The following is a 20,497-nucleotide window of genomic DNA, read 5'->3' as shown; positions in this document are numbered from 1 at the left end:
GGATGCGGCGCGACTCAGGTTAGTGCTCAGGGCGCCGCTACACCCTGCGTCTTCGGCGTGTACGAGGTATAGAAGCTCGCACCTGCCCACGCCGGCAACGCATCGGTGACCAGCGGCGCGCCCTGTGTCCAGTTGGCGCCGTCGTGCCAGTCGCCATTGCCGCTGAACTTCGCGACTGCCGGATACGGATACACCGGACGCGAAGCGGTCACCTTGCTGTCGGCATCGGTCTGATAGCTCATGACCGCATTCGGCGCCGATCCCTGCTCCACCCAGCCCGTGATCTGCGACACCAGGTCGATGTTCGGGAAGCCTTCGCCGCCGCCGCAATGTCCGACGCCCGGCACCACATACAACCGCGAGAACGCGCTGGCGTTGGCTTCGCCCATCGTCTGCTGCACGGCCTCGTAATAGCGGATCGTGAAGAGCGGCGAGATGTGCTGGTCGGCCCAGCCATGCCACAGGATCAGCTTGCCGCCCGCGCTCTTGAATGCCGAGAGGTCGGGACTCGTGGCGTCGTTGAGCGGATGGTTGGCTTGCAGATAGGTCGGATAGAAGCTCGCGTCCTGATAGCCGAAGGTATCGACCGTGGGGATGGCCGGCGATCCCGTGAAGATCAGGTTGTATGCGCCGCTCACGATCATGTAGCTGAACAGGCTCGTGACGGGCACCGCGGCATCCGTGGAGTTCGAGGTCGGCACTTCCACGCCGATCCAGTTCGCTTCGGAGCCGTATTGCGGCGAGCCGCCGAGCATCGGCATGCCGGTGCTTGCATCGCTCGGGCCGCTGTAGATCTTCGTCGCGGTGGCGACTTCGGCGGCGGTGAGACACGTGCTGGTGTCGGTCGCGCTCGCGGCGCACTGGATGGTCGCGGGATTGAAGTGACACGTGCGCGGATCGGCGAGCAGGCCATCCGGCACGCCCGCCTGGCCGCCGCATGCCGCGACCACGGCCTTGTGCAGCAGCTGCGCCTTGTCGGCGTACAGGACGGCCTTGCCCGCGCTGGTGGCAGTCGTGCTGTTCGAGACCACGTTCCAGCCGTGATAGAGCGAGTTCTGAATCTGGAAGTGCGCGGCCGGCGCGCCCGCGACGATGCCGTTGTAGTCCGACGGATAACGTTGCGCCGCCATCAGCGCCTCGCGCCCGCCGTCCGAGCAGCCGACGAAGTACGCATACTTCTGCGTTTGCCCGTAATAGGCCTTGATGAGCTTCTTCGCGGCGAGCGTGGTGATGTGCTGGCCGCGATAGGCGAAGTCGGCCTGCTTTTGCGGATCGGTGCTCCAGGACGCATCCTGTCCCGAGTGGCCCATGTCGGTGGCGGCCGTCACGAAGCCGCCCTGCTGTACGAGCGGGCAGGTGTAGCTGAAGCTGAACGACGTCTGTTTGGTCGGATCGCTGAGATTGCCGCACAGGCCGCCGCAGCCGAGCGCGGCGAAACGCTGGGTCCACGAATCGACGGGCAAGGCGACTTCGAAGGTGTTGGCCGGCGCGAGCGTGCCCTTCACCGTGCAGAAGTTGACCGATGCGCCATTGACGGTCGCGGCCGTGACCGTCGCCGACGTGATCGTGCTGCCTGCGCCGCCTACGTCGCTGAGATCGACGGATGCCAGTTTCGAACAGTCGGTGACGGGCTTGACGACTGTCAGCGGAGTGTTCGCCGCTGTCTGGCTACTGTCATTGCCGCCGTTGCCGCCGCATGCGGCGAGGAACGCGGCGGCGAGGCCGCACGCGAACACCGTGCACAACGATGCGGCCCGCGCGCGCGTGGCCGCGACGAGCCTTCCGGAAACCAGAGCTCTCATGGTTCTCTCCTGAAATTTCTTGTGATGTCGAACAGCGGAAGACAGCCTGCGCGACTGTGCGTCACTGTGCGTTAATGTCCGTCACTGTCCGCGCAGGCTGGATGACACTGGATGTCAGAAGCGATGGATGATGCCGACACCCGCCGCGAACATGCTGCGCGAGGCCGATGGCGCGCCCTGGAAGCCGTCGCCGATGGACGCGTTCGCCGCGGTCTGGCGGTTGGCCGTCGTGCCCGACGGCACCGCCAACGTGCGGCCGTTGGCGCGCTGGAAGGCTTCGAGCGCGTAGAGGCCGGTGCGTTTCGAGAGCGAGTAATACTGCGAGAGGTTGAACTGGTGATACGAGGCAGCATCGTCGATGCCGTTCGCCTTGCTCGCCCACGTATAGCTGTAGCCCGCCGCGAAGTCCCAGGCAGGCGTAGCCTTCCAATGCAGCACCGAGCCGACTGTGTTGAACACGGCTTCGTCGGTGAAGAGCGAATTGACGCCCGGAATATATTGGACGTTCGAATACGTGACCGAGACGTCCCACGCACTGTTGATCTGATAGCCGCCCGCGACCGCGAAGCGCTGCTGCGCCTGCGCCCGCTGGTAGCCCGCCGTGATCGCCGAGACGCCGGCCTGACCGGAACCATCGGTGGCGCTGGTGCTGTTGATGGTGGTCGAGCTGCTGCTGTAGACGCCGCCGCCGTTCGCCGCGTTGTTGATGCGCGAGAACGCCACCGTGCCGCCGATCGGACCTTGCTGATACTGGATTGCAGCGGACCACGTCGAGCCCTGATACGCGCTGTCCGGCACGCCTGCGAGCGAATACGAGCCGCTGACGGTGAAGCCGTATAACTTGGGCGAGGTGTAGACCACCGAGTTGTTCGCGCGGTAGATGGTGTCCATGCCGTCGAGATCGCCGGGATGCGCGCCGAAATAGCCGGTCAGCCAGTTGGTCGGGCTATAGGGCGAGAGCAGCGTGTAGTACGACGCGTACTGGCGGCCCAAGGTCAACGTGCCGTAGGCCGGATTGGTCAGCCCGACCCAGGCCTGGCGGCCGAACATCGCGTTGGTGAACTGCTGGCCGCCGCTGTTGATGTCGAAGCCGGATTCCAGCTGGAAGATGGCCTTGTTGCCGCCGCCGAGATCTTCGGCGCCCTTCAGCCCGAAGCGGCTGCCTGCCCAGATGCCCGAGGCCATCTTGACGTTCGAGCGGCCCGCGTTGGACTTCGCGAGATTCGTCTGGCTGCTCTGATAGACGATCGAATCGTCGACGATGCCGTACAGCGTCACGCTGCTCTGGGCGAACGCGGGCGCCGCGACGACCGCCGTGCCTGCGATCATGCCCGCGCCCAGACGCTGCAACGGCCTCAGCTGTTTCAGTGAATGTCTCACTCTTGTGTGCCCCTTCCTGGATTGTCGTTGGTGTGCTTGTGTGCTTGTGTGAAGGCGGGATGCATGGTGCGCCGCACGCCTGCGGAACCGAACGTACTCCGATGGATCGGGGCAAACAGAAAGGGTTAACCAGCGGGTGAATTCACTCAGGAGAGGCCCAAGACGTGCTCGGGCCTTGTCGGAAGCGGCGCATGCGGGCGCCATGCATGCGGCGAGCCGGATGAAATGCGATAAACAAAACTGATGGGGTCGACAATGCTTCGCAAAGCGTGGTTGCATCGTCCTTGCATCAAATCTGATAGACCTGGCCGACCGCCTGCCATGCACGCGGCCTGCGATCAGCAAAAGAGATACGACCTCATGTCCGTCGCCGGCGCGGCCGGGCAGGCTGTTCAGCGCTGGCATCGGCATGTTCGCGGATCATCTCGATCAGCGCGCGCAAACCCGCCGGCACATGGCGACGACCGGGGTAGTAGAGGCAGAGTCCGTCGAGCGGCGGCGTCCAGTCTTCGAGCACGCGCTTCAGCGTGCCGTTGGCGAGATCGGCGTGGACGGTCCATTCGGTCAGGTACGCAAGGCCGATGCCGGCGCGCGCCGCCGCGAGCATGAGGCCGGGATCGTCGAGCGTCAGCGCGCCCGCGCCGTCTATCCGCACGGCCTGGCCATGCTTCTCGAATTCCCATTGATAGATGGAACCGCTCGGCATGCGGCTGCGGATGCAGTCGTGCGCGGCGAGATCGGCGGGCGTGCGCGGCGGCTTGCGGCGCGCGAAATAGGCCGGGCTGCCGACCACCGCGAAGCGCTGCCGCCGCCCGAACGGCACCGCGATCATGTCCTGCGGCACGGTGTCCATCAGGCGAATGCCGGCATCGAAACCTTCGACGACGATATCGATCAGCCGGCCTTCGGTGACGATATCCAGCTTCATGTCCGGATAGCGCTCGAGGAACGCGATGAACACCGCCATGACCTGATGCGCCGCGCCCGCCGATGTATTGATGCGCAGCGTGCCCGAGGGCGTGTCGCGGAAGCTGCCCGCCTGCTCCAGCGCCTCGCGGATGCTCGTGAGCGCAGGCGCCACGTTCTGCACGAACTGCGCGCCCGCTTCCGTGAGCGAGACGCTGCGCGTGGTCCGGTTGAAGAGCCGCACGCCGATGCGCGCCTCCAGCCCCGCGACGGTGTGACTCAGCGCGGACGTGGACACGCTCAGGTCGCCTGCCGCCGCACGAAAGCTGCGATGACGCGCAACGGCGAGCACCGCTTCGAGTTCGGTCATGCCGGTGGTTCTCATTATCCTGAATGGCTCAACAAGGCGTCCTTGATTGTACGGCTAGTTGAGTCAATCGAATGTCCTTATCTTGTCCGCATGGGTTTTTTTATAAAGGATCGGACATGCGAACTATCGAGCACATTTATATCGATGGCGCCTTCGTGACGCCGCACGGCGACGAGCTTTTCGAGCTCGTCAATCCCGCCACGGAACAGGTGATCGGCCGGGTGCGGCTGGGCGATGCGCAGGATGCGCGGCTCGCCATTGCCGCCGCGAAGCGGGCGTTTCCGACGCACTCGCAAACCAGCAAGGGAGAGCGCATCGACATGCTGAAGCGCATGCACGAAGCGGTGAGCGCAAGAGAGGACGAACTGTTCGAGGCGATCACCGAGGAGTACGGTGCGCCCATATCGCGCGGACGCTGGATGGCGCGGCATGCCGCCGCCGTGCTGCTCGACGCGGCCCGCGTGCTGGAAGACTATGCGTTCGAACGCCGTGCGGGATCGGCACGGGTCGTCATGCAGCCGCTCGGCGTGGCAGGGCTGATCACGCCCTGGAACAGCAATGCGGGCTTCATCTGCGGCAAGCTCGCGGCGGCGTTGGCGGCGGGCTGCACCGCCGTCATCAAGCCGAGCGAGATGAGCGCCATGCAGACGCGCGTCGTGACCGAGGCCTTGCATGCGGCCGGCTTGCCGCCGGGCGTGTTCAATATCGTCACGGGTCGCGGCGAGACGGCGGGCGCGGAGATCGGCGCGCATCCCGATGTGGCGAAGCTGTCGTTCACCGGATCGACGGTGGTCGGCAAGTCGATCCTGCGCAACGCCGCCGAGACGCTCAAGCGCGTGACGCTGGAACTCGGCGGCAAGTCGCCGATGATCATTCTCGATGACGCCGATTTCGACATTGCCGTGCCGCTCGCTCTCGAAGCCGGCTTCATGAACAGCGGACAGGCGTGTATCGCGGGCACGCGCATTCTGGTGCCGCAGGCGCGCTTGCGCGAGTTCGAGGACAAGATGGCGCGCGCCGTTGCGGACGTGCAGGCAGGCGATCCGCGCGATGCGCGCACGACAGTCGGTCCCATGGTGAGCCGCAAGCAATGGGAGCGCGTGCAGCGCTATATCGGCATCGGCATCGAGGAAGGGGCGCGGCTTATTGCGGGCGGCGCGGGGCGGCCGGACGGCGTGAGCGCGGGCTGGTTCGTGCGCCCGACCGTGTTCAGCGGCGTGCGCAATGACATGACCATCGCGCGCGAGGAAATCTTCGGGCCGGTGCTGTCGATCATTCCCTATCGCGATACCGAAGACGCCATCGCGATTGCCAACGACACGCCCTACGGCTTGCAGGCGTACGTCTGTTCCGCCGATCAGGCCCGCGCCGGCGCAGTGGCGTCGCGCATCGAGGCGGGACGCGTGCTGGTCAATACGCTGGCGCATGAGCCGGCCGCGCCGTTCGGCGGCTTCAAGCAATCGGGGATCGGGCGGGAGTACGGGGTCTTCGGCATCGAAGCGTTTCTGGAGCCGAAGTCGGTGCTGGGGCTGGCTTGATGGAATAGCGCTGCTGTGGCTCAGCCCTCCATCCAGCTGACATGCGCGCTGACCACGCGCCAGCCTTCGGGCATCTTCACCCAGGTCTGGCTTTGCCGTCCGGTACGCGGCTCGCCATCGCGACGAAACTCGATGTGAGTCACGGCGCACGCGTCGCCATACGTCGTGACCACACGCGCCGTCACCGTGCGCGCGAGACCTTTGCCCGGCCGCGCGGCGCGAAACGCGCGGATGGCGTCATAGCCGTACAGGTTCTCCGCCGCGCCATAACGCAGCGTGTGCGGCGAGTCGAAGAAAAGCAGGTCGAGCATGGCGACGTCGTTGCTGACGAGCGCCTGCTCATAGGCGTCGAAGGCCGCATCGACTTCGGCGAGCACGTCCGGACGATTCATCTCCATCATGCGAGTGCAGCGTCGAACGATGGCGCCGGCGGACAGTACGCAAGCTGCGCCGCTTCGAGCCGGCGCGCGGCCTCGAACGCGAGGTCCTCGCGCCACGGCGCCGCAATCAATTGCACGGCGATAGGCAGGCCGCCGGCCGTGCGCATCGGCACGGCAACGACCGGCAGCCCCAGACACGATACCGGCTGCGTCAGCAGGCCGAGATTGGCCCGCACCGCGAGCGTCTCGCCGTTGATCTCCATGAATTCGTCGCCGATGCGCGGCGCGACCCTCGGCGTCGCGGGCGCGATCAGCACGTCGTGATGCGCGAAGAGTTTGAGCACGCGCCGCCGCAAGACAGCACGCACACGCTGCGCCTGTACGATCCACGCCGCCGGCAGCAGCGCGCCGGCGATCAGCCGGTCGCGCGACAAAGGCTCGCGTTCGTCATAACGCGCGCGCAGGTTCTTCGCGTGCAGCTGTCCGCCTTCCGCCGCCGTGATCAGGAAAGCCGCGCCGCGTGCGGCATCGGCGTCAGGGAATTCGACGGTTTGCGTCGCACCCAGCGCGTCGGCAGCGGCGTGCGAGGCGGCGCGGGCATCGTCGTTCGCATGCTCGTCGAAGTAGCCGCCCAGACGCGCGACGTGCAACGCGCCATGCGTCTTGCGCGCCGTCTCGAAGGGGCGCGCGGCGCAGGCGGGGTCGAGCGGATCGGCGAACTGCAAGGCATCGTAGACGGCGGCGAGGTCGTCGACGTTGCGCGCGAATGCACCCATATGGTCCAGGCTGGCGACGAACGGCCAGGCGCCATGCCGCGACAGGCGCCCATACGTCGGCTTCACGCCGAACACGCCGCACAGCGACGCCGGCACGCGCACGGAGCCATTCGTATCGCTGCCCAGCGTCACCGGCACGAAGCCCGCCGCGACTGCAGCCGCGCTGCCGCCGGACGAGCCGCCTGCCGAGCGCGTCAGGTCGTGCGGATTGCGGCACGGCCCCGCATGATGATTCTCGGTCGTGAAGCCGTACGCGAACTCGTCCATGTTGAGCGCACCGACGAGGATCGCGCCCTGTGCGGCAAGGCGCTGCACGAGGGTGGCATCGTGCGTGGCGGGCGGTGCGTCGGCCAGCACACGCGATCCGGCGAGCGTCGTGAGCCCTTCTATATCGAACAGGTTTTTTATAGCGAACGGCACGCCCGCGAGTGGCGGCAAGGGCTCGCCGCGCGCGCGGCGTGCATCGAGCGCGTCTGCTTCGGCAAGCGCCCGGTCGCGCGTGATCGCGGTGAATGCGTTGACATGCGGGTTGCCGGCATCGATGCGCGCGAGCGTCGCTTCGATCAGATCGCGCGCACTGAACGCGCCGTCCGCATAAGCGCGCGCAATGGCGAGCGCATCGCCGGGAAAATGCTCGTGTGCGTTCATGGGCGATACACCGGAGCGGCTTCGTCGCCAGCTTCGAGGGGATAGGCGAGCACCGGCGCGGCGAGTTGCGCGATCCGCATGAACTGAGCCTTCACGCGCAGGGCGGCTTCACGGGAGAGCTCGGGAAAGTGCAGGGCGAGCGCGGCATCGGCGTAGGCGTCGAGGGCGTCGTGCGAGTCAGGATGCATCAGGGAATGGCTCAAGGAAAATAGGAAGGCAAGCGCGTCCGTTCAACCCCTGCGCTTCGAGATCGCCCGGACGATCAGCAATCCGCCGATCATCACCGCCAGCGACAGCAACGTGGTCATCGTGCCGAGCGCATAGATCACGGGCGTCGTGACCGAGGTCGTCAGGCCCTGCAATTCGAGCGGCAACGTATTCTGATCGCCGATGGCCTGCGAGGTGCGCGCAATCTCGTCCCACGAGAGCGTGAAGCCGAACATGCCGACGCCGATCACCGAAGGCCCGATGATCGGCAGCACCACATGCTTGAACGACTGCCACGGTGACGCGCCGAGGTCGCGCGCCGCCTCTTCGTACGCAGGGTTGAAACGGTTGAACACGGCGAACATCACGAGCAGGCCGAACGGCAAGGTCCAGGTGAGATGCGCGCCGAGCGCCGACGTATAGAGTCCCATCGAGGTGGTCCAGGTGTCGGCGAAGGACTCGAAGCCCCATGTGTTCGCGAGATACTTGATGCACGTATCGAGCAGCCGGAACGTGAGGCCGATACCCAGCGAGACGATGATCGACGGCATGATCAGGCTCGCCACCGATATATAAAATACCGCCGTATCGCCGCGAAAACGCCGTCTGAATGCGAGCCCGGCGGTCACCGAGAACAGCACGGTGAGCACGGTCACGGCGAGCGCCAGCTTCACCGAACGGCCGAAGGCGGCCCAGATGTCGATGTCGCCCACGCCGTCGCGAAGAGCGGCGAACCAGTGCAGCGAGACGCCGCGCATCGGAAAGGTCAGGCCGCCTTCCGGTCCCTGGAAGGACAGGATGAAGATGGTTATGACAGGTCCATAAAGGAACAGCACGAAGAGCCCGAAGACCAGCGCGAGCCAGTAGAAGCTCGCCGGCCGATGTTCTCGATGCATGATGGCGCCCGCCATGTCACAGCTCCTTTCTGATATCGACCACGCGCGTCAGCGCCCACACGATCATCAGCACCACAGCCAGCAGGATGATGGCGTTGGCGGCGGCGGCGGGGAATTGCAGATAGCCCGTCTGCACCTGAATGATCTTGCCGACCGAGGCGATCTGCTGTCCGCCCATCACGCCGACCGTCAGAAAGTCGCCCATCACGATGGTGATGACGAAGATCGAGCCGATCACGATGCCGGTCTTCGAGAGCGGCAGCACCACGTCGCGGATCACCTGCCAGCCGTTCGCGCCGCCGTCGCGCGCGGCTTCGAGCAGTGAGCGGTCGATCCGCATCATCGCGTTGAAGATCGGCACGATCATGAAGAACGTGTACAGGTGCACGAAGGCGAGCACCACGGAGAAGTTCGAATACAGCAGCCAGTCCACCGGCCGCTCCACCAGATGCGCCGAAAGCAGCGCCTGGTTCACGAGGCCGTTGCGCCCGAGAAGCGGGATCCACGAGATCATGCGGATCACGTTGGAGGTCCAGAACGGAATCGTGCAGACGAGGAACAGCACGGTCTGCATCGCCGTGGTGCGCACATGGAAGGCGAGGAAGTAGGCGATCGTGAAGCCGAGCAGCAGCGTCACGGCCCATACGATCGCGCAGAACCGCAGCGTGGACCAGTAGGTCTTGAAGGTCACGCAGACGTCCGTGAGCGAGCCGCAGCCGTCGAAGATCGCCGCATAGTTCTTCAGCGTGAACGCGGGGATGATCTGGTACTCGTTGAAGTCCCAGAAGCTGACGATCAGCGTGATGACCAGCGGCACGATGAAGAACAGCGCGAAGGTCAGCGTGAGCGGCGTGGCCTGGAGCCATGCGCTCACGCGCCGGTGACGCACCGGCGCCGGCTTCGACTGCGGGAGATAGTCGACAGAAGCCATCTTTAATGGCGCTCCTTCACGCAGCGATGAACTCGTTCCACTTCTGGACCATGTAGATGTTCTCGTCCATCACGGCATTCCAGCAGGCAATCGCGCTCATGCGCTGGGTGTACGAGCCGCCGTCGCGCACGGTGCCGGCCTTCTCGAGCAACTGGCCGTCGGGCGCCTTGATGTCCTGCGCGGCGGGCTTGCCTTCCATCCAGTAGTCCCACTCGTAGGCCTGCATGTGCGACTTCGCCGTATCCGTCACGCCGGGATAGTAGCCCTGGCGCATCAGGTAGGCGCCCGCCCAGCCGTCCTGGAACCAGTTGACGAATTCATACGCCGCATCGAGCTTCTTGCCTTGCAGCGAGCGCGGAAAGCCGAAGCCCGATGCCCACGAGCGATAGCCTTCCTTGAGCGGCTGAAACTTGCACGCGATGCCCATCGTGCGGACCTTCGTGACGGCGGGCGACCACATCGACTGGATCACGACTTCGCCCGACGCCATCAGGTTCACGCTCTCGTTGAAGTCGCGCCAGAACGCGCGGAACTGGCCCGCGCGCTTGGCCTCGATCAATACCTTGATGGTCTGGTCGATCTCGGCCTTCGTCATGTTGCCCTTGTCGCCGTACTTCACCTGGCCCATCGCCTCGATGGCCATCGCCGCGTCCATGATGCCGATAGCCGGAATGTTGAGCAGTGCGGCCTTGCCCTTGAACTGCGGGTTGAGCAGGTCGGCCCAGGTGCTCACCGGACGCGAGATCAGGTCCGGGCGGATGCCGAGCGTGTCCGCGTTGTAGGTGGTGGGAATGAGCGTCATCCATTCGGTGGGCGTCGCGCTGAACTCGGTCGAGCGCGCGCCCTTGAGGAACATCACTTTCTTCGGCGCGGTGCCCTGATCGCCGATCTTCTTGCCGTTCACCTCGCCCTTGGTGAGCACGGGCGTGATCTTGTCGGCGAGCTTGATGCGTTTCGCATCCATGCCCGCCAGCGTGCCGGCCGGAATCAGTTTCTTCAGCGCGAAGTATTCGGTATCGACGATATCGAAGGAATTGGGCTGCGTGATGATGCGCTTGGTGACGTCGTCGGTCGTGACCGGGATGTACTGGATCTCGATGCCCGTATCTTCCTTGAACTTCTTCGCGATCTCCGCGCTCTGGTTCACGGCCGTGCCGAGATAGCGCAGCGTGATCTTTTCCTGTGCATGCACATAGGGGAAGCCGGCAATGCCCGCCGCAGCGACCGCGCCCTTGATGAACGTGCGCCGTGAAATGCCCTTGTCTGAACTGTCATCTTCGCGTGCCTTGACCTTGTCGTTCATGTGACTCTCCTCGAATATGATTTGTGAATGCCGGATTTCACGCAGCGAGCGGATGCGCGTTTTGTTCGTCCCACCACACGGTCACGCGCGTGCCCGGGCCGGCGCGCTGCGGATCGTAGTCGGCGTCGCTGATGACCGAGACGAGTTCGGGCGAACCGTCGAGCGGATCGAGCGTCATGCGCAGATGCGTGCCCTGGTACTCGGCCTCGCGCACCGTGCAGGCCAGTCCGCCGATGCGCGACAGCCCGCTCTCGCTTGCGCTCGTGCCGGGCACGCTGCCTTGCGGCGCGATGCGCAGATGATCCGCGCGCACCGTGAAGAGCCTCCCGTGCGTGCCGAGCACGTTGTGGCCGCCGAGAAAGCGCGCGACGAATTCGGTGCGCGGCCGGTTGAAGACGTCGAACGGCGTGCCGCTCTGTTCGATATGACCGTGACTCATCACGACGACGAGATCGGCCAGTGCCATCGCTTCTTCCTGCGAATGCGTGACGTGCACGAAGGTGATGCCCAGTTCCTTCTGCCAGCGCTTGAGTTCGGCGCGCATCTGCACGCGCAGGAATGGATCGAGGGCGGAGAGAGGTTCGTCGAGCAACAGGCAGCGCGGTTCGTTGAGCAGCGCACGAGCAAGCGCGACGCGCTGCTGCTGGCCGCCGGAGAGCTGTGCGGGCTTGCGCTCCGCATAAGGCGACATCGCGACGAGGTCGAGCAGTTCGCCCGCCCGCTTCCTGCGCGCTTCCTTCGCGACGCCGCGCACCTTGAGGCTGAAGGCGACATTGTCGAGCGCGGAGAGATGCGGAAACAGCGCATAGCTCTGGAACACCATCGCCGTGCCGCGTGCGACGGGCTGCTCGCGCGTGACATTGCGCCCGCCGATCAACACGTCGCCCTCCGAGACCCATTCATGGCCCGCGATCATGCGCAGCGTCGAGGTCTTGCCGCATCCGGATGGGCCGAGCAGGCAGCAGTACGCGCCGCCGGGGATGCGCAAGTCGATGGCATCGACGGCGAGCGCGTCGCCATAGCGCTTCGTCACGTGCACGAGTTCGATATCGGCAGGGCTTGCGTGAACCACGGTGGATGCCGGCTGAACCATGAAGGCTTGTCCTGAATAAAAAGCGCGTGGAGGATGCAGCGCGCAAGCCATTGCAAGACATATGCCATTCGCGATGCACAGCGTCACGAAGCACTATGGCCTGATGCCCCGCGACGCATGCTCGATAACGCGTGTCGACGAATTGGCGCGCATATTGCACACGATTTGGCCGCGCGATCGTCGGCACGTGAGCGAGACCAGCGTGTGCGATCGAGGTGCGGATAACGTCCGCAATGGGGCATGACCTGACCAAACCGGTTCATCCGGAACCCACATGAACGACTTCCAACCGTTGCAGACGCATGGGCGTTTCGGCTATCGCCCGATCCACGATGGCGATGGATATCGCTGGCCCAACGGCGCAAGTCTCGCCGTCTATCTCGGCTTCAACCTGGAGCACTTTGCGTTCGGCGAGGGACTCGGCGCCGCGCTGGGACCGCTGTCGCCGCAACCCGACGTGCTCAACTACAGCTGGCGCGAATACGGCAACCGTGTGGGCGCATGGCGTTGCATCGAACTGTTCGATGCGCTCGACATGCCCGCGGGCACGCTCATCAACACTTCGCTCTACGATCACTGTCCGGAACTTATCGAAGCCTGCGCCGCGCGCGGCGACGAGCTGATCGCGCATGGCCACACGAATACGCACCGCCAGAGCGATCTTGATGAAGCCGGCGAACGCGCGCTGCTCGCGCATTGCCGCGCGCGCATGGCCGAGCGCTCGGGCATCGCGCCGACGGGATGGCTCTCGCCATGGATCTCCGAATCGCGCCGCACACCGGACCTGCTCACGGAGACCGGCTATCGCTATACGCTCAACTGGTGTCACGACGACCGGCCGGTGCGCATGGACACGCGCGGCGGTCCGCTGTGGTCCATTCCTTATCCGCAGGAGCTCAACGATCTGCCGATGATCATGGCGCGGCAGATGGACATGCGCGACTTCGCCGACATGATCGTCGACCAGTTCGACGAGATGCTCGAACAGACGCAACGCGCGCGCGAACCGCAGACGCTGGTGATGGGCATCGCGCTGCATCCGTATGTCGTGGGGCAGCCGTATCGGCTGCGGCATCTGCGGCGCGCACTCGCGCATATCGTGTCGGCACGGCAGGACATCTGGCTCACGACACCCGGTGCAATCGCACAGCATGTCGATGCGGTCGTACCGCGCCTGGCGTCCGTCGCATGAAGCCGCGCGAAGCCAGCGCCGACGCGCGCATCTATCGCTCGATCTTCGAAGGCGTGCTGAGCCGCAAGCTCACGCCCGGCACGAAGCTGCCCGAGCCGGAACTCTGCGCGCTGTTCGGCGTGGGCCGGGCGGTGGTGCGGCGTGCGCTCGAAAAGCTCGCCTATGACGGCATCGTGGTCCTGCGTCCGAACAAGGGCGCAGTGATTGCACAGCCGACGCGCGAGGAAACCCGCGCGATCTTCGAGGCGCGCCGCGGCGTGGAGCGCGCGCTGGTCGAACTCGCCGCACAGCGCGCAACACCCGCCGACATCGCCACGCTGCGCGAGCGATTGCATCAGGAGCACGAAGCCATGCATCGCTTCGATCAGCCTTCATGGGCGCGGCTCGCAAGCACGTTTCATCTGCGCATCGCGGCGCTTGCCGGCAATGCGATCCTCGAGCACTATCTGACGGAGTTGGTGTCGCGCTGTTCGCTGATCGTCGGCGCATACGAGTCGGCGGGTCATGCGCCCTGCGAACACGACGAACACACTGCTATCCTCGATTGTCTCGAAGCCCGCGATGCCGAAGGCGCCATCGCTCACATGAGCGCGCATCTGCGCGCGCTGGAGGCGCGTATCGAGACCTCGCGCATGCCGGGCGCCAAGGGACTCGCGCATCTGCTCGGCATCGATCCCGCATAACGAACCGCAGTGGAGTGACATGGAAATCGACTTCGAAGCGATCACCGAATATCAGCGCTACAAGCTGATGGCGAGCCTCATCGTGCCGCGGCCCATCGCGCTCGTGACGACGCTCGGCCCGGACGGCACCGTGAATGCCGCGCCGTTCTCGATGTTCAACATGCTGGGCGAGGAGCCGCCCATCGTGATGCTCAGCATCAACCGGCTGGCGGACGGCACGTTGAAGGACACGGCGGTGAACATTCCGCGCGAGAAGGAGTTCGTCGTGCATCTCGCCGACGAAGCCATCGCGCAGCAGATGCATCGTTGCGGCGAACGCTTTGCCGCCGACGTCTCCGAACTCGACGAAGTGGGCTTCACGGCCATGGCTTCGTCGCGCGTGAAGCCGCCGCGCATCGCGCAGGCGCCGGTCGCATTCGAATGCGAACTGTGGGAGACGCTGACGACCGCGAGCCGTCACATCTTCATCGGCAAGGTGCTGATGCTGCATGCACGCGACGAACTTATCGATCTCGAATCATGGCGCGTGCGGCTGCAACATTATTTTCCGGTCGGCCGCTTCGGCGCGAGCGACTACATCACCACGCGCGAACGCTTCCAGATGTAAGGCCCAGACGACCGTTTGAAAGCGCGTCAGGCCCTGCCTGCGCCGCGCATCGGCAGGCCGTTCAGCAGCGCCTTCAGATCGTCGATGTTGAAGGGCTTGGCAAGGATCGCGAAGCCCGTGCGTCGCGCCTGTTCGAGCTGATCCGCATAACCGGTCATCAGCGTGACGGGCTGCTTCGGCCGACACGCCTTGATCCACTCGGCGAGCTTGATGCCGTCATACGCGCCGGGCATCTGGATGTCCGAGAGCACGAGATCGAACTCGTCGCCCGCTTCCAGCACGCGCAGCGCCGCGTCGCCCGAAGGTTCGTGACGCGCCTGCCAGCCCAGCACTTCGAGCACCGCGCACAGGCCCGCCGCGACTTCCTCGTTGTCCTCCACCAGCAGCACCGTCGACGAGGGCGCATCGCGCGTAACGTTTGCGACGGGCGGCGAGTCGGCGGGGGTGTCGTCGTCGCCGGTCCAGTGCGGCAGATAGATGACAATAGTCGTGCCGTAGCCCCACGCCGAGTTGAGCCGTGCGCCGCCGCCGGCCTGCTCGGCCATCGCCTGCACTTGCGCCAGCCCGAGCCCCGTGCCGGCGCCCGCGCCCTTGGTCGTGAAAAGCGGCTCGAACGCATGCTTGGCCACCTCCGGCCGCATGCCGGTGCCGCTGTCCTTGCACGAGATCACGACGTACTCGCCGCCATCCAGTCCTTCCTGTCCGTCCAGATGACGCACGTTGCTGCACTGGATATGGAAGGTGCCGCCGTCCGGCATCGCGTCCTTCGCATTGACGGCGATGTTGATGAGCGCCGAGTTCAGTTCGGTGGCATCGACGCGCACCGGCCAAGTCGCTTCAGGCACGCGCGTGTGGACGCGGATCTTCTCGCCCACCGATGCATGGATCAGCGGCTCCGCTTCCGTCATCCAGCGGTCCAGATGAACGACCTGCATCTGCAAGGGCTGGCGGCGTGCGACGCTCATCAGACGGCGCGCGAGCGCCTGCGCGTTGACCGATGCGCGCTCCACGGCGGTCACTTCCTTCTCGAGCCCGTTGAAGCACTTGCGCCGCGCGATCTCCATGTTCGATGTGACGACCATCAGCAAGTTGTTGAAGTCGTGCGCGACATTCGCGACGAGATTGCCGAGCGCGCCCATGCGCTGCATGCGGCGCGTCGTGGCCTCGGCGCTGCGGCGCAGCGCCAGTTCGCCGCGCCAGTTGTGCCAGGCCGCCTCTTCCGCGCGAAGCCGCCGCAACGAGAAGCCGATCAGCATCCATACCGCGACGCACGGGATCAACGCGATGGAGGCAATCGACACGTCGCGCCGCCACCATGCGAGCCGCACATCGTGGATCGAGAAGCCCGCGGCCGCATACAACGGAAAGCCGCCGACGCGCCGCCATGCGGAGAGTTTCTCGTCGTTGTCGAGCGGCGAGACGTAGCGCATCAGGCCCTCGGTCTTTTGCAACGCGAAGGCATTCGCAAGCACGTCGTGGCGAGCGGGCGCATTGGGTACGGTCGGGGCGGGGAAGCGCGCGAGCACGCCGCCGTCGGCGCGATGCAGGGCGAGCGTCAGCGCGGGATCGTCCAGCGAGAGCTGGCGATAGAAATCGATCAGCGTGTCACGCCGCAATGCAATCGAGATCTCGCCGAGAAAACGCCCGTCCTGCGCGAAGCGCGACGTGAGCGTGTTGATCATGTCGGTGTTCCTGATGCGGCCGCGTTCGGGCATCGACACATGGAACTTCGAACGCGTATCGCGCGCGGCGATGAAGTCCTCGCGATCGCCGATCGACACGTCCGGCGCCGGCAGGAAGCGGCTGCTGGCGAGGAGCTTGCCGTTGCTGTCGAGTACCGAGATGGCCGCGATCTGCGAATGACTCTCGACCAGATGTCCCAGCTTGTCGTGCAGTTCCGTCTGGCTGCGCGCGATGAAGTCCGCATCGCCGCTGCCGAGCATCTCCTCGACGCGCGAAATCAGTTCGCGATTGATGCTGAAGACGGTGTTCGCCTGTTGATCGATCACGCGCACGAGCCGTTGCAGCGACTCGCCGGTTTCGCTCAGCGCGCGTCCGTAAGTGTAGTAACCGTACAGCGCGAAGAAAGCGACCGGAATGGCGATGGACGCGGCGAGCGCGGCAAACAGGCGCCTGCGCGCGGCGCGAAAGTCGAGAGGCGGCAGTGCGGGCAGCGGCTCCGCTGTGCCGAAGCCGGAAAGTTCTTCTGGTTCTTCCATGAAGCCAGTGCAGGCAGGTACGTTCGACAGCATGAACCGGTCGGCTCGAAGCGTGGTCGATGTTAGCACGCGCATCGCCACGCACCCGGCACGGTCGTGCAGGGAATCAGCCCCGCGCCACCGCCGTCACGCCGGCTTGCGAGGCTACGTCGTCAAGGCCCTTGAGGGTATCGGCGGGCAGACAAAGGCCTTGCTTCAGCTGCGTTTCCTGCAAGCGAACTTCCTTTTCGCCGGGATAAAAAATCTCGTCGACGCCTTCCGCGCGCGGCGCCGATTTTAAGGTCTCGACATACCGCTCCATGCGGGCCTCGAAGGCATCGAGCGGCTGGAACGCGGCGATGTTCAGCGCAATCATCAGGTGCCCGACGTTGCTGCGCCCGACCGGTTCATAGGGACCGCGCACGTCGTCCAGGAAGCCGCTGCCCGACAGCACGCCGGACAGCACGTCCACCATCGTGCCGATGGCATAGCCTTTGTGCCCGGCCATCGGCAGGATGAAGCCCTTGAGGCCTTCGACCGGGTCCGTGGTCGGCCGGCCGCGCACGTCGATGGCCCAGCCCGGCGGGATGCTTTCGCGCCGCAGCTGCGCCAGCACGATCTTGCCGCGCGCGACGCCCGAGTTGGCCACGTCCATGACCATCGGCGGATAGCGGCCCGCGGGCGCGGCCACCGACCACGGATTGGTGCCGATCATCTTGCCGAGACCGCCCCAGGGCGCCATGTTCGGGCCGCCGTTGGTCATCGCCAGCATGATGCAGCCCGCTTCGGCGCCCATGCGCGTGAAATACATGCACGTGCCGAAGTGATTCGAGTGACGCACCGACACCGCGCCGATACCATGCGCCTTCGCGCGGCGGATGGCATCGAGCGCCGCCGTCCGCGCGATGACGGGACCGATGCCGTCGTTGCCGTCCAGCACGGCGATCGCGCCGGCATCGACGGGAAAGCTCGGCTGCGTCACCGCCTTCATCGCGCCGGAACGCAGGCGCGCATAGTACCAGCCGAGCCGCAGCACGCCGTGCGATTGATGACCCCACAGGTCGGCCTGCACCATTGCATCGGCGGCGAGAAGCGCATCTTCGGGAGGCGCGCCCGCGGAACGGTAAACTTGCGAAACAAATGCGCGCAGCGCATCGGGATGTACGCGGACGGATGCGGCGTCGGTCATGAGCGAAAGTCTCCGTGGCGGTCGTCGGGGTGTCGGACACTCTTTAACAGGTTGAGCTTTCGTCCGCCCTGCATGGGCGCCGGGCCGCGCACGCGGGATGCCGGCAGGCCGAGCGAAGCTTTCGCTTGCTGCGCTGCGATTCGCCATGGTAGAAGCACCGCATCGATGCGCCGCAGGGCGGCGCGCCATCAACGTAACAGGAGCACGCAGTGAGAAGGACCGCCGAAAACAAGCTCAAGGTGGTCGCAGTCCGGGTCGATCCGCAATTCGAACAACGGCTGCGACTCCTGGCAGAAGTGACGGGACGCAAGCAATCGTTTTTCCTCCAGCAGATGATCGAAAACGGCATCGGTGCGCTGGAGGACACCTGGCTGCCGCCGGACGTGCTGGAACAAGTGCGCAGCGGCGCGTTGCCGACGCCGAAGGACAACCCCCCGACCGCCGATCTGTTCGGCACGGAGCACGCGGAGGAAACGGATTGAGACCGGCTGATCGTGGAGGGATCGAGGCGCGCTTCGTCGATTGCGGCGCAGTGGACGGTGACGGCGTGCTCGGCCGGGTCGTGTTCGGTGCGGTGAGCGGAGCGCCGCGTCTGGAAGACGGCGTGCCGACGCTCTGTCTGCACATGGTCGACGACGCCCGCGACGCCTTCGCCGAAGACTGGCGCACGGCCGGCGCAACGCGTTGCGGCATGGAGAACGGTCTCGTCTACGGTCACGATGACGCGTTGCTCTTTTGCGCGGGCTTCATTCCGGCCGGCGCAGGCTATACGGAAACCGCGCGCCAGGCCTATGCCGATGCCTTCGCGCTGGTTCGCACGCTCGGCTTCCCGACGATCTTCCGCATGTGGAACTACATCCCGGATATCAATGGCGAGAATCCGGACGGGCTCGAGGTCTATCGCGATTTCTGCCGGGGACGCGCGTTCGCGTTCGAAGCGGAGGACGCTGGACATGCGGGCATGCCCGCGGCCACGGGGATCGGCAGCTGGGGCGAGGGCGTCGGCTTCTACTTGCTCGCTTGCCGTGACGATGCCGCGCAGCACATCGAGAACACGCGGCAGATGCCCGCGTATCGCTATCCCGAGCGCTATGGTCCGAAGCCGCCGAGCTTCGCGCGCGCCACGTATCGACACGGTGTGCTGTATGTGTCGGGCACGGCGAGCATTGTCGGACACGAAACGCTGCATGCAGGCGATCTGCCGAGACAGTGGGACGTGGCCACTGGCAACGTGGCGCATCTCGTCAGCGCGGGCAATCTCGCGGCGCATGGGGTGTCGGACGGCTACACGTTGCAGGATCTCGATCAGATCAAGGTCTACTACCGGCGCGCGGAGGATTTACCGCAGGTGATGCAGCTGGCGCGCGCAGCGTTTCATCCGCGCGCCGAGGTGCGCTTCCTGAAAGTCGATATCTGCCGTACGGATCTGCTCGTCGAGATCGAGGGGATCGCGAGGCGCCACGGCTCACAGTGAAGCCGATTCGCGCAGGGTCTTGAGCAGGAGACCATGCAGGCCGTCGACCGCCTTCGAGCCGCGCGAATCGCGGCTGCGATAGACCGCGACCTGCATCGGCCCGAGCGGTCCCAGGCCTTCCTCGCTGCCGAGTATGCGCAGATGTCCGGGCGCGCTGCATTGCGTGAGCGCCGCTACGGCGAGGCCGCTGTCGACCGCCGCGATCTGTCCGGCGAGACTCGAGCTGTGATAGACCACCTTGTAGCGTCTTCCTTGCTGCGCCAGCGAATGAATCGCGCTCTGCCGTGCGAGGCTCGTGCTTTCATACACGGCGATCGGCAAAGGATCGCGCCGCCATAACTCGAACTGCGGCGCGCCGACCCAGACCATCGGCTCGTGAAACAGCAGCGTGCCGCGCCGCGCGTGATCGCGTGAGATCAGCGCGAGGTCCAGTTCGCCGCTTGCCACGCGCGGAATCAGCGAAGTTGACTGCTCGCACGACAACTCGATCTCCACGCCGCTGTGACGCGGCGCGAAGCGCTTCAGCACGGGGGTGAGGTACTTTTCCGCGTAGTCGTCGGGCACGCCGAGGCGCACGCGCCCGGTCAGCTGCTCGCCTTGCAGCGCGACCTGCGCCTGCGCGTGCAGGTCGAGAATGCGGCGCGCATAACCGAGCAAGGTCTGGCCGTCGTGCGTGAGTTCGAGCGTGCGCGCGCCGCGTTCGATGAGCCGCAACCCGAGCGCGCTTTCGAGTTTCTTGAGCTGCATGCTCACCGCGGATTGCGAGCGATTGACCTCGCCGGCCGCGTTCGACAACGAACCCGCATCGACCACCGCGACGAAGCACTTGAGCCAGTCGGTTTGCAGATCGCCTTGTTTCATCGCTTTGGCTGCTTTCGATTTTCGAATGGATGCCAGATGAATTATGCGCTTTTCTGACAGGTC

At 65.3% G+C, this 20,497-nt stretch carries 19 protein-coding genes; 6 read left to right on the top strand and 13 right to left on the bottom strand.

Annotated features, from left to right (window positions below; all coding sequences use genetic code 11):
• Positions 1-26: 26 nt before the first annotated feature.
• From QCE83_RS19790 to QCE83_RS19780, 3 genes are all read right to left on the bottom strand, one after another.
• Positions 27-1,802: a tannase/feruloyl esterase family alpha/beta hydrolase gene (locus tag QCE83_RS19790; protein WP_309814639.1), complete on the bottom strand. Its 1,776-nt coding sequence runs from the start codon at positions 1,800-1,802 to the stop codon at positions 27-29.
• 114 nt (positions 1,803-1,916) lie between these two features.
• On the bottom strand, positions 1,917-3,131 hold the full coding sequence (locus QCE83_RS19785) for a porin (protein WP_309815503.1): 1,215 nt from the start codon (positions 3,129-3,131) through the stop codon (positions 1,917-1,919).
• 409 nt (positions 3,132-3,540) lie between these two features.
• Entirely contained in the window at positions 3,541-4,473 is a 933-nt protein-coding gene (locus QCE83_RS19780) for a LysR family transcriptional regulator (protein ID WP_309814636.1), read from the bottom strand.
• Between the two features lie 101 nt (positions 4,474-4,574).
• Between QCE83_RS19780 and QCE83_RS19775 the strand changes: the two genes are divergently transcribed.
• Positions 4,575-5,996, top strand: coding sequence for an aldehyde dehydrogenase family protein (locus tag QCE83_RS19775; protein ID WP_309814633.1), 1,422 nt, complete (start codon positions 4,575-4,577; stop codon positions 5,994-5,996).
• A 20-nt stretch (positions 5,997-6,016) separates the two neighbouring features.
• Here QCE83_RS19775 and hpxZ read toward each other — a convergent pair whose 3' ends face one another.
• The 7 genes from hpxZ to QCE83_RS19740 are packed head-to-tail and all read right to left on the bottom strand — an operon-like array spanning position 6,017 to position 12,230.
• On the bottom strand, positions 6,017-6,397 hold the full coding sequence (gene hpxZ / locus QCE83_RS19770; protein WP_309814630.1) for an oxalurate catabolism protein HpxZ: 381 nt from the start codon (positions 6,395-6,397) through the stop codon (positions 6,017-6,019).
• On the bottom strand, positions 6,394-7,800 hold the full coding sequence (locus tag QCE83_RS19765; protein ID WP_309814627.1) for an AtzE family amidohydrolase: 1,407 nt from the start codon (positions 7,798-7,800) through the stop codon (positions 6,394-6,396). The genes hpxZ and QCE83_RS19765 overlap by 4 nt, the downstream gene beginning before the upstream one ends.
• Positions 7,797-7,988: an AtzG-like protein gene (locus QCE83_RS19760; RefSeq protein WP_309814624.1), complete on the bottom strand. Its 192-nt coding sequence runs from the start codon at positions 7,986-7,988 to the stop codon at positions 7,797-7,799. The genes QCE83_RS19765 and QCE83_RS19760 overlap by 4 nt, the downstream gene beginning before the upstream one ends.
• A 42-nt stretch (positions 7,989-8,030) precedes the next feature.
• Positions 8,031-8,918 (bottom strand): ABC transporter permease, encoded by an 888-nt coding sequence (locus QCE83_RS19755; protein WP_309814620.1) that lies wholly within the window; start codon positions 8,916-8,918, stop codon positions 8,031-8,033.
• Between the two features lies 1 nt (position 8,919).
• Complete coding sequence (locus QCE83_RS19750) at positions 8,920-9,834, bottom strand: ABC transporter permease (RefSeq protein ID WP_309814617.1); 915 nt, start codon at positions 9,832-9,834, stop codon at positions 8,920-8,922.
• 16 nt (positions 9,835-9,850) lie between these two features.
• Positions 9,851-11,137: an extracellular solute-binding protein gene (locus QCE83_RS19745; RefSeq protein ID WP_309814614.1), complete on the bottom strand. Its 1,287-nt coding sequence runs from the start codon at positions 11,135-11,137 to the stop codon at positions 9,851-9,853.
• Between the two features lie 37 nt (positions 11,138-11,174).
• Positions 11,175-12,230: an ABC transporter ATP-binding protein gene (locus tag QCE83_RS19740; RefSeq protein ID WP_309814611.1), complete on the bottom strand. Its 1,056-nt coding sequence runs from the start codon at positions 12,228-12,230 to the stop codon at positions 11,175-11,177.
• Positions 12,231-12,504: 274 nt separating this feature from the next.
• Here QCE83_RS19740 and QCE83_RS19735 point away from each other — a divergent pair, with 274 nt between their 5' ends.
• The 3 genes from QCE83_RS19735 to QCE83_RS19725 are packed head-to-tail and all read left to right on the top strand — an operon-like array spanning position 12,505 to position 14,712.
• Positions 12,505-13,422: a polysaccharide deacetylase family protein gene (locus QCE83_RS19735; RefSeq protein ID WP_309814609.1), complete on the top strand. Its 918-nt coding sequence runs from the start codon at positions 12,505-12,507 to the stop codon at positions 13,420-13,422.
• Positions 13,419-14,105: a GntR family transcriptional regulator gene (locus QCE83_RS19730; RefSeq protein WP_309814606.1), complete on the top strand. Its 687-nt coding sequence runs from the start codon at positions 13,419-13,421 to the stop codon at positions 14,103-14,105. The genes QCE83_RS19735 and QCE83_RS19730 overlap by 4 nt, the downstream gene beginning before the upstream one ends.
• Positions 14,106-14,124: 19 nt before the next feature.
• The gene (locus QCE83_RS19725; protein WP_309814603.1) at positions 14,125-14,712 is read left to right on the top strand and encodes a flavin reductase family protein; all 588 of its coding nucleotides are present in this window, start codon (positions 14,125-14,127) and stop codon (positions 14,710-14,712) included.
• Positions 14,713-14,738: 26 nt separating this feature from the next.
• Here QCE83_RS19725 and QCE83_RS19720 read toward each other — a convergent pair whose 3' ends face one another.
• Together QCE83_RS19720 and QCE83_RS19715 are read right to left on the bottom strand one after the other, a co-directional pair.
• The gene (locus QCE83_RS19720; protein WP_309814600.1) at positions 14,739-16,931 is read right to left on the bottom strand and encodes an ATP-binding protein; all 2,193 of its coding nucleotides are present in this window, start codon (positions 16,929-16,931) and stop codon (positions 14,739-14,741) included.
• A gap of 106 nt (positions 16,932-17,037) precedes the next feature.
• Positions 17,038-18,099 carry an Ldh family oxidoreductase gene (locus QCE83_RS19715; protein ID WP_309814597.1) on the bottom strand — a complete coding sequence of 354 codons (1,062 nt, stop codon included), beginning with the start codon at positions 18,097-18,099 and terminating at the stop codon, positions 17,038-17,040.
• Positions 18,100-18,308: 209 nt separating this feature from the next.
• On the opposite strand from QCE83_RS19715, the gene QCE83_RS19710 reads away from it, so the two are divergent.
• On the top strand, positions 18,309-18,581 hold the full coding sequence (locus QCE83_RS19710; protein ID WP_309814594.1) for a hypothetical protein: 273 nt from the start codon (positions 18,309-18,311) through the stop codon (positions 18,579-18,581).
• The gene (locus QCE83_RS19705) at positions 18,578-19,573 is read left to right on the top strand and encodes an FkbO/Hyg5 family chorismatase (protein ID WP_309814591.1); all 996 of its coding nucleotides are present in this window, start codon (positions 18,578-18,580) and stop codon (positions 19,571-19,573) included. Before QCE83_RS19710 ends, QCE83_RS19705 begins: the two co-directional genes overlap by 4 nt.
• Here the strand turns inward: QCE83_RS19705 and QCE83_RS19700 are convergent.
• A complete protein-coding gene (locus QCE83_RS19700) occupies positions 19,565-20,434 on the bottom strand; it encodes a LysR substrate-binding domain-containing protein (protein WP_309814588.1) in 870 nt (289 codons plus the stop codon). The genes QCE83_RS19705 and QCE83_RS19700 overlap by 9 nt on opposite strands.
• Between the last annotated feature and the right edge of the window lie 63 nt (positions 20,435-20,497).

The organism is Caballeronia sp. LZ034LL, assembly GCF_031451215.1.
In the GTDB taxonomy this organism is placed as follows: domain Bacteria; phylum Pseudomonadota; class Gammaproteobacteria; order Burkholderiales; family Burkholderiaceae; genus Caballeronia.
The sequence above is the reverse complement of the archived record's forward strand: the minus strand, read 5'-3'. Positions and strand labels throughout refer to the sequence as shown.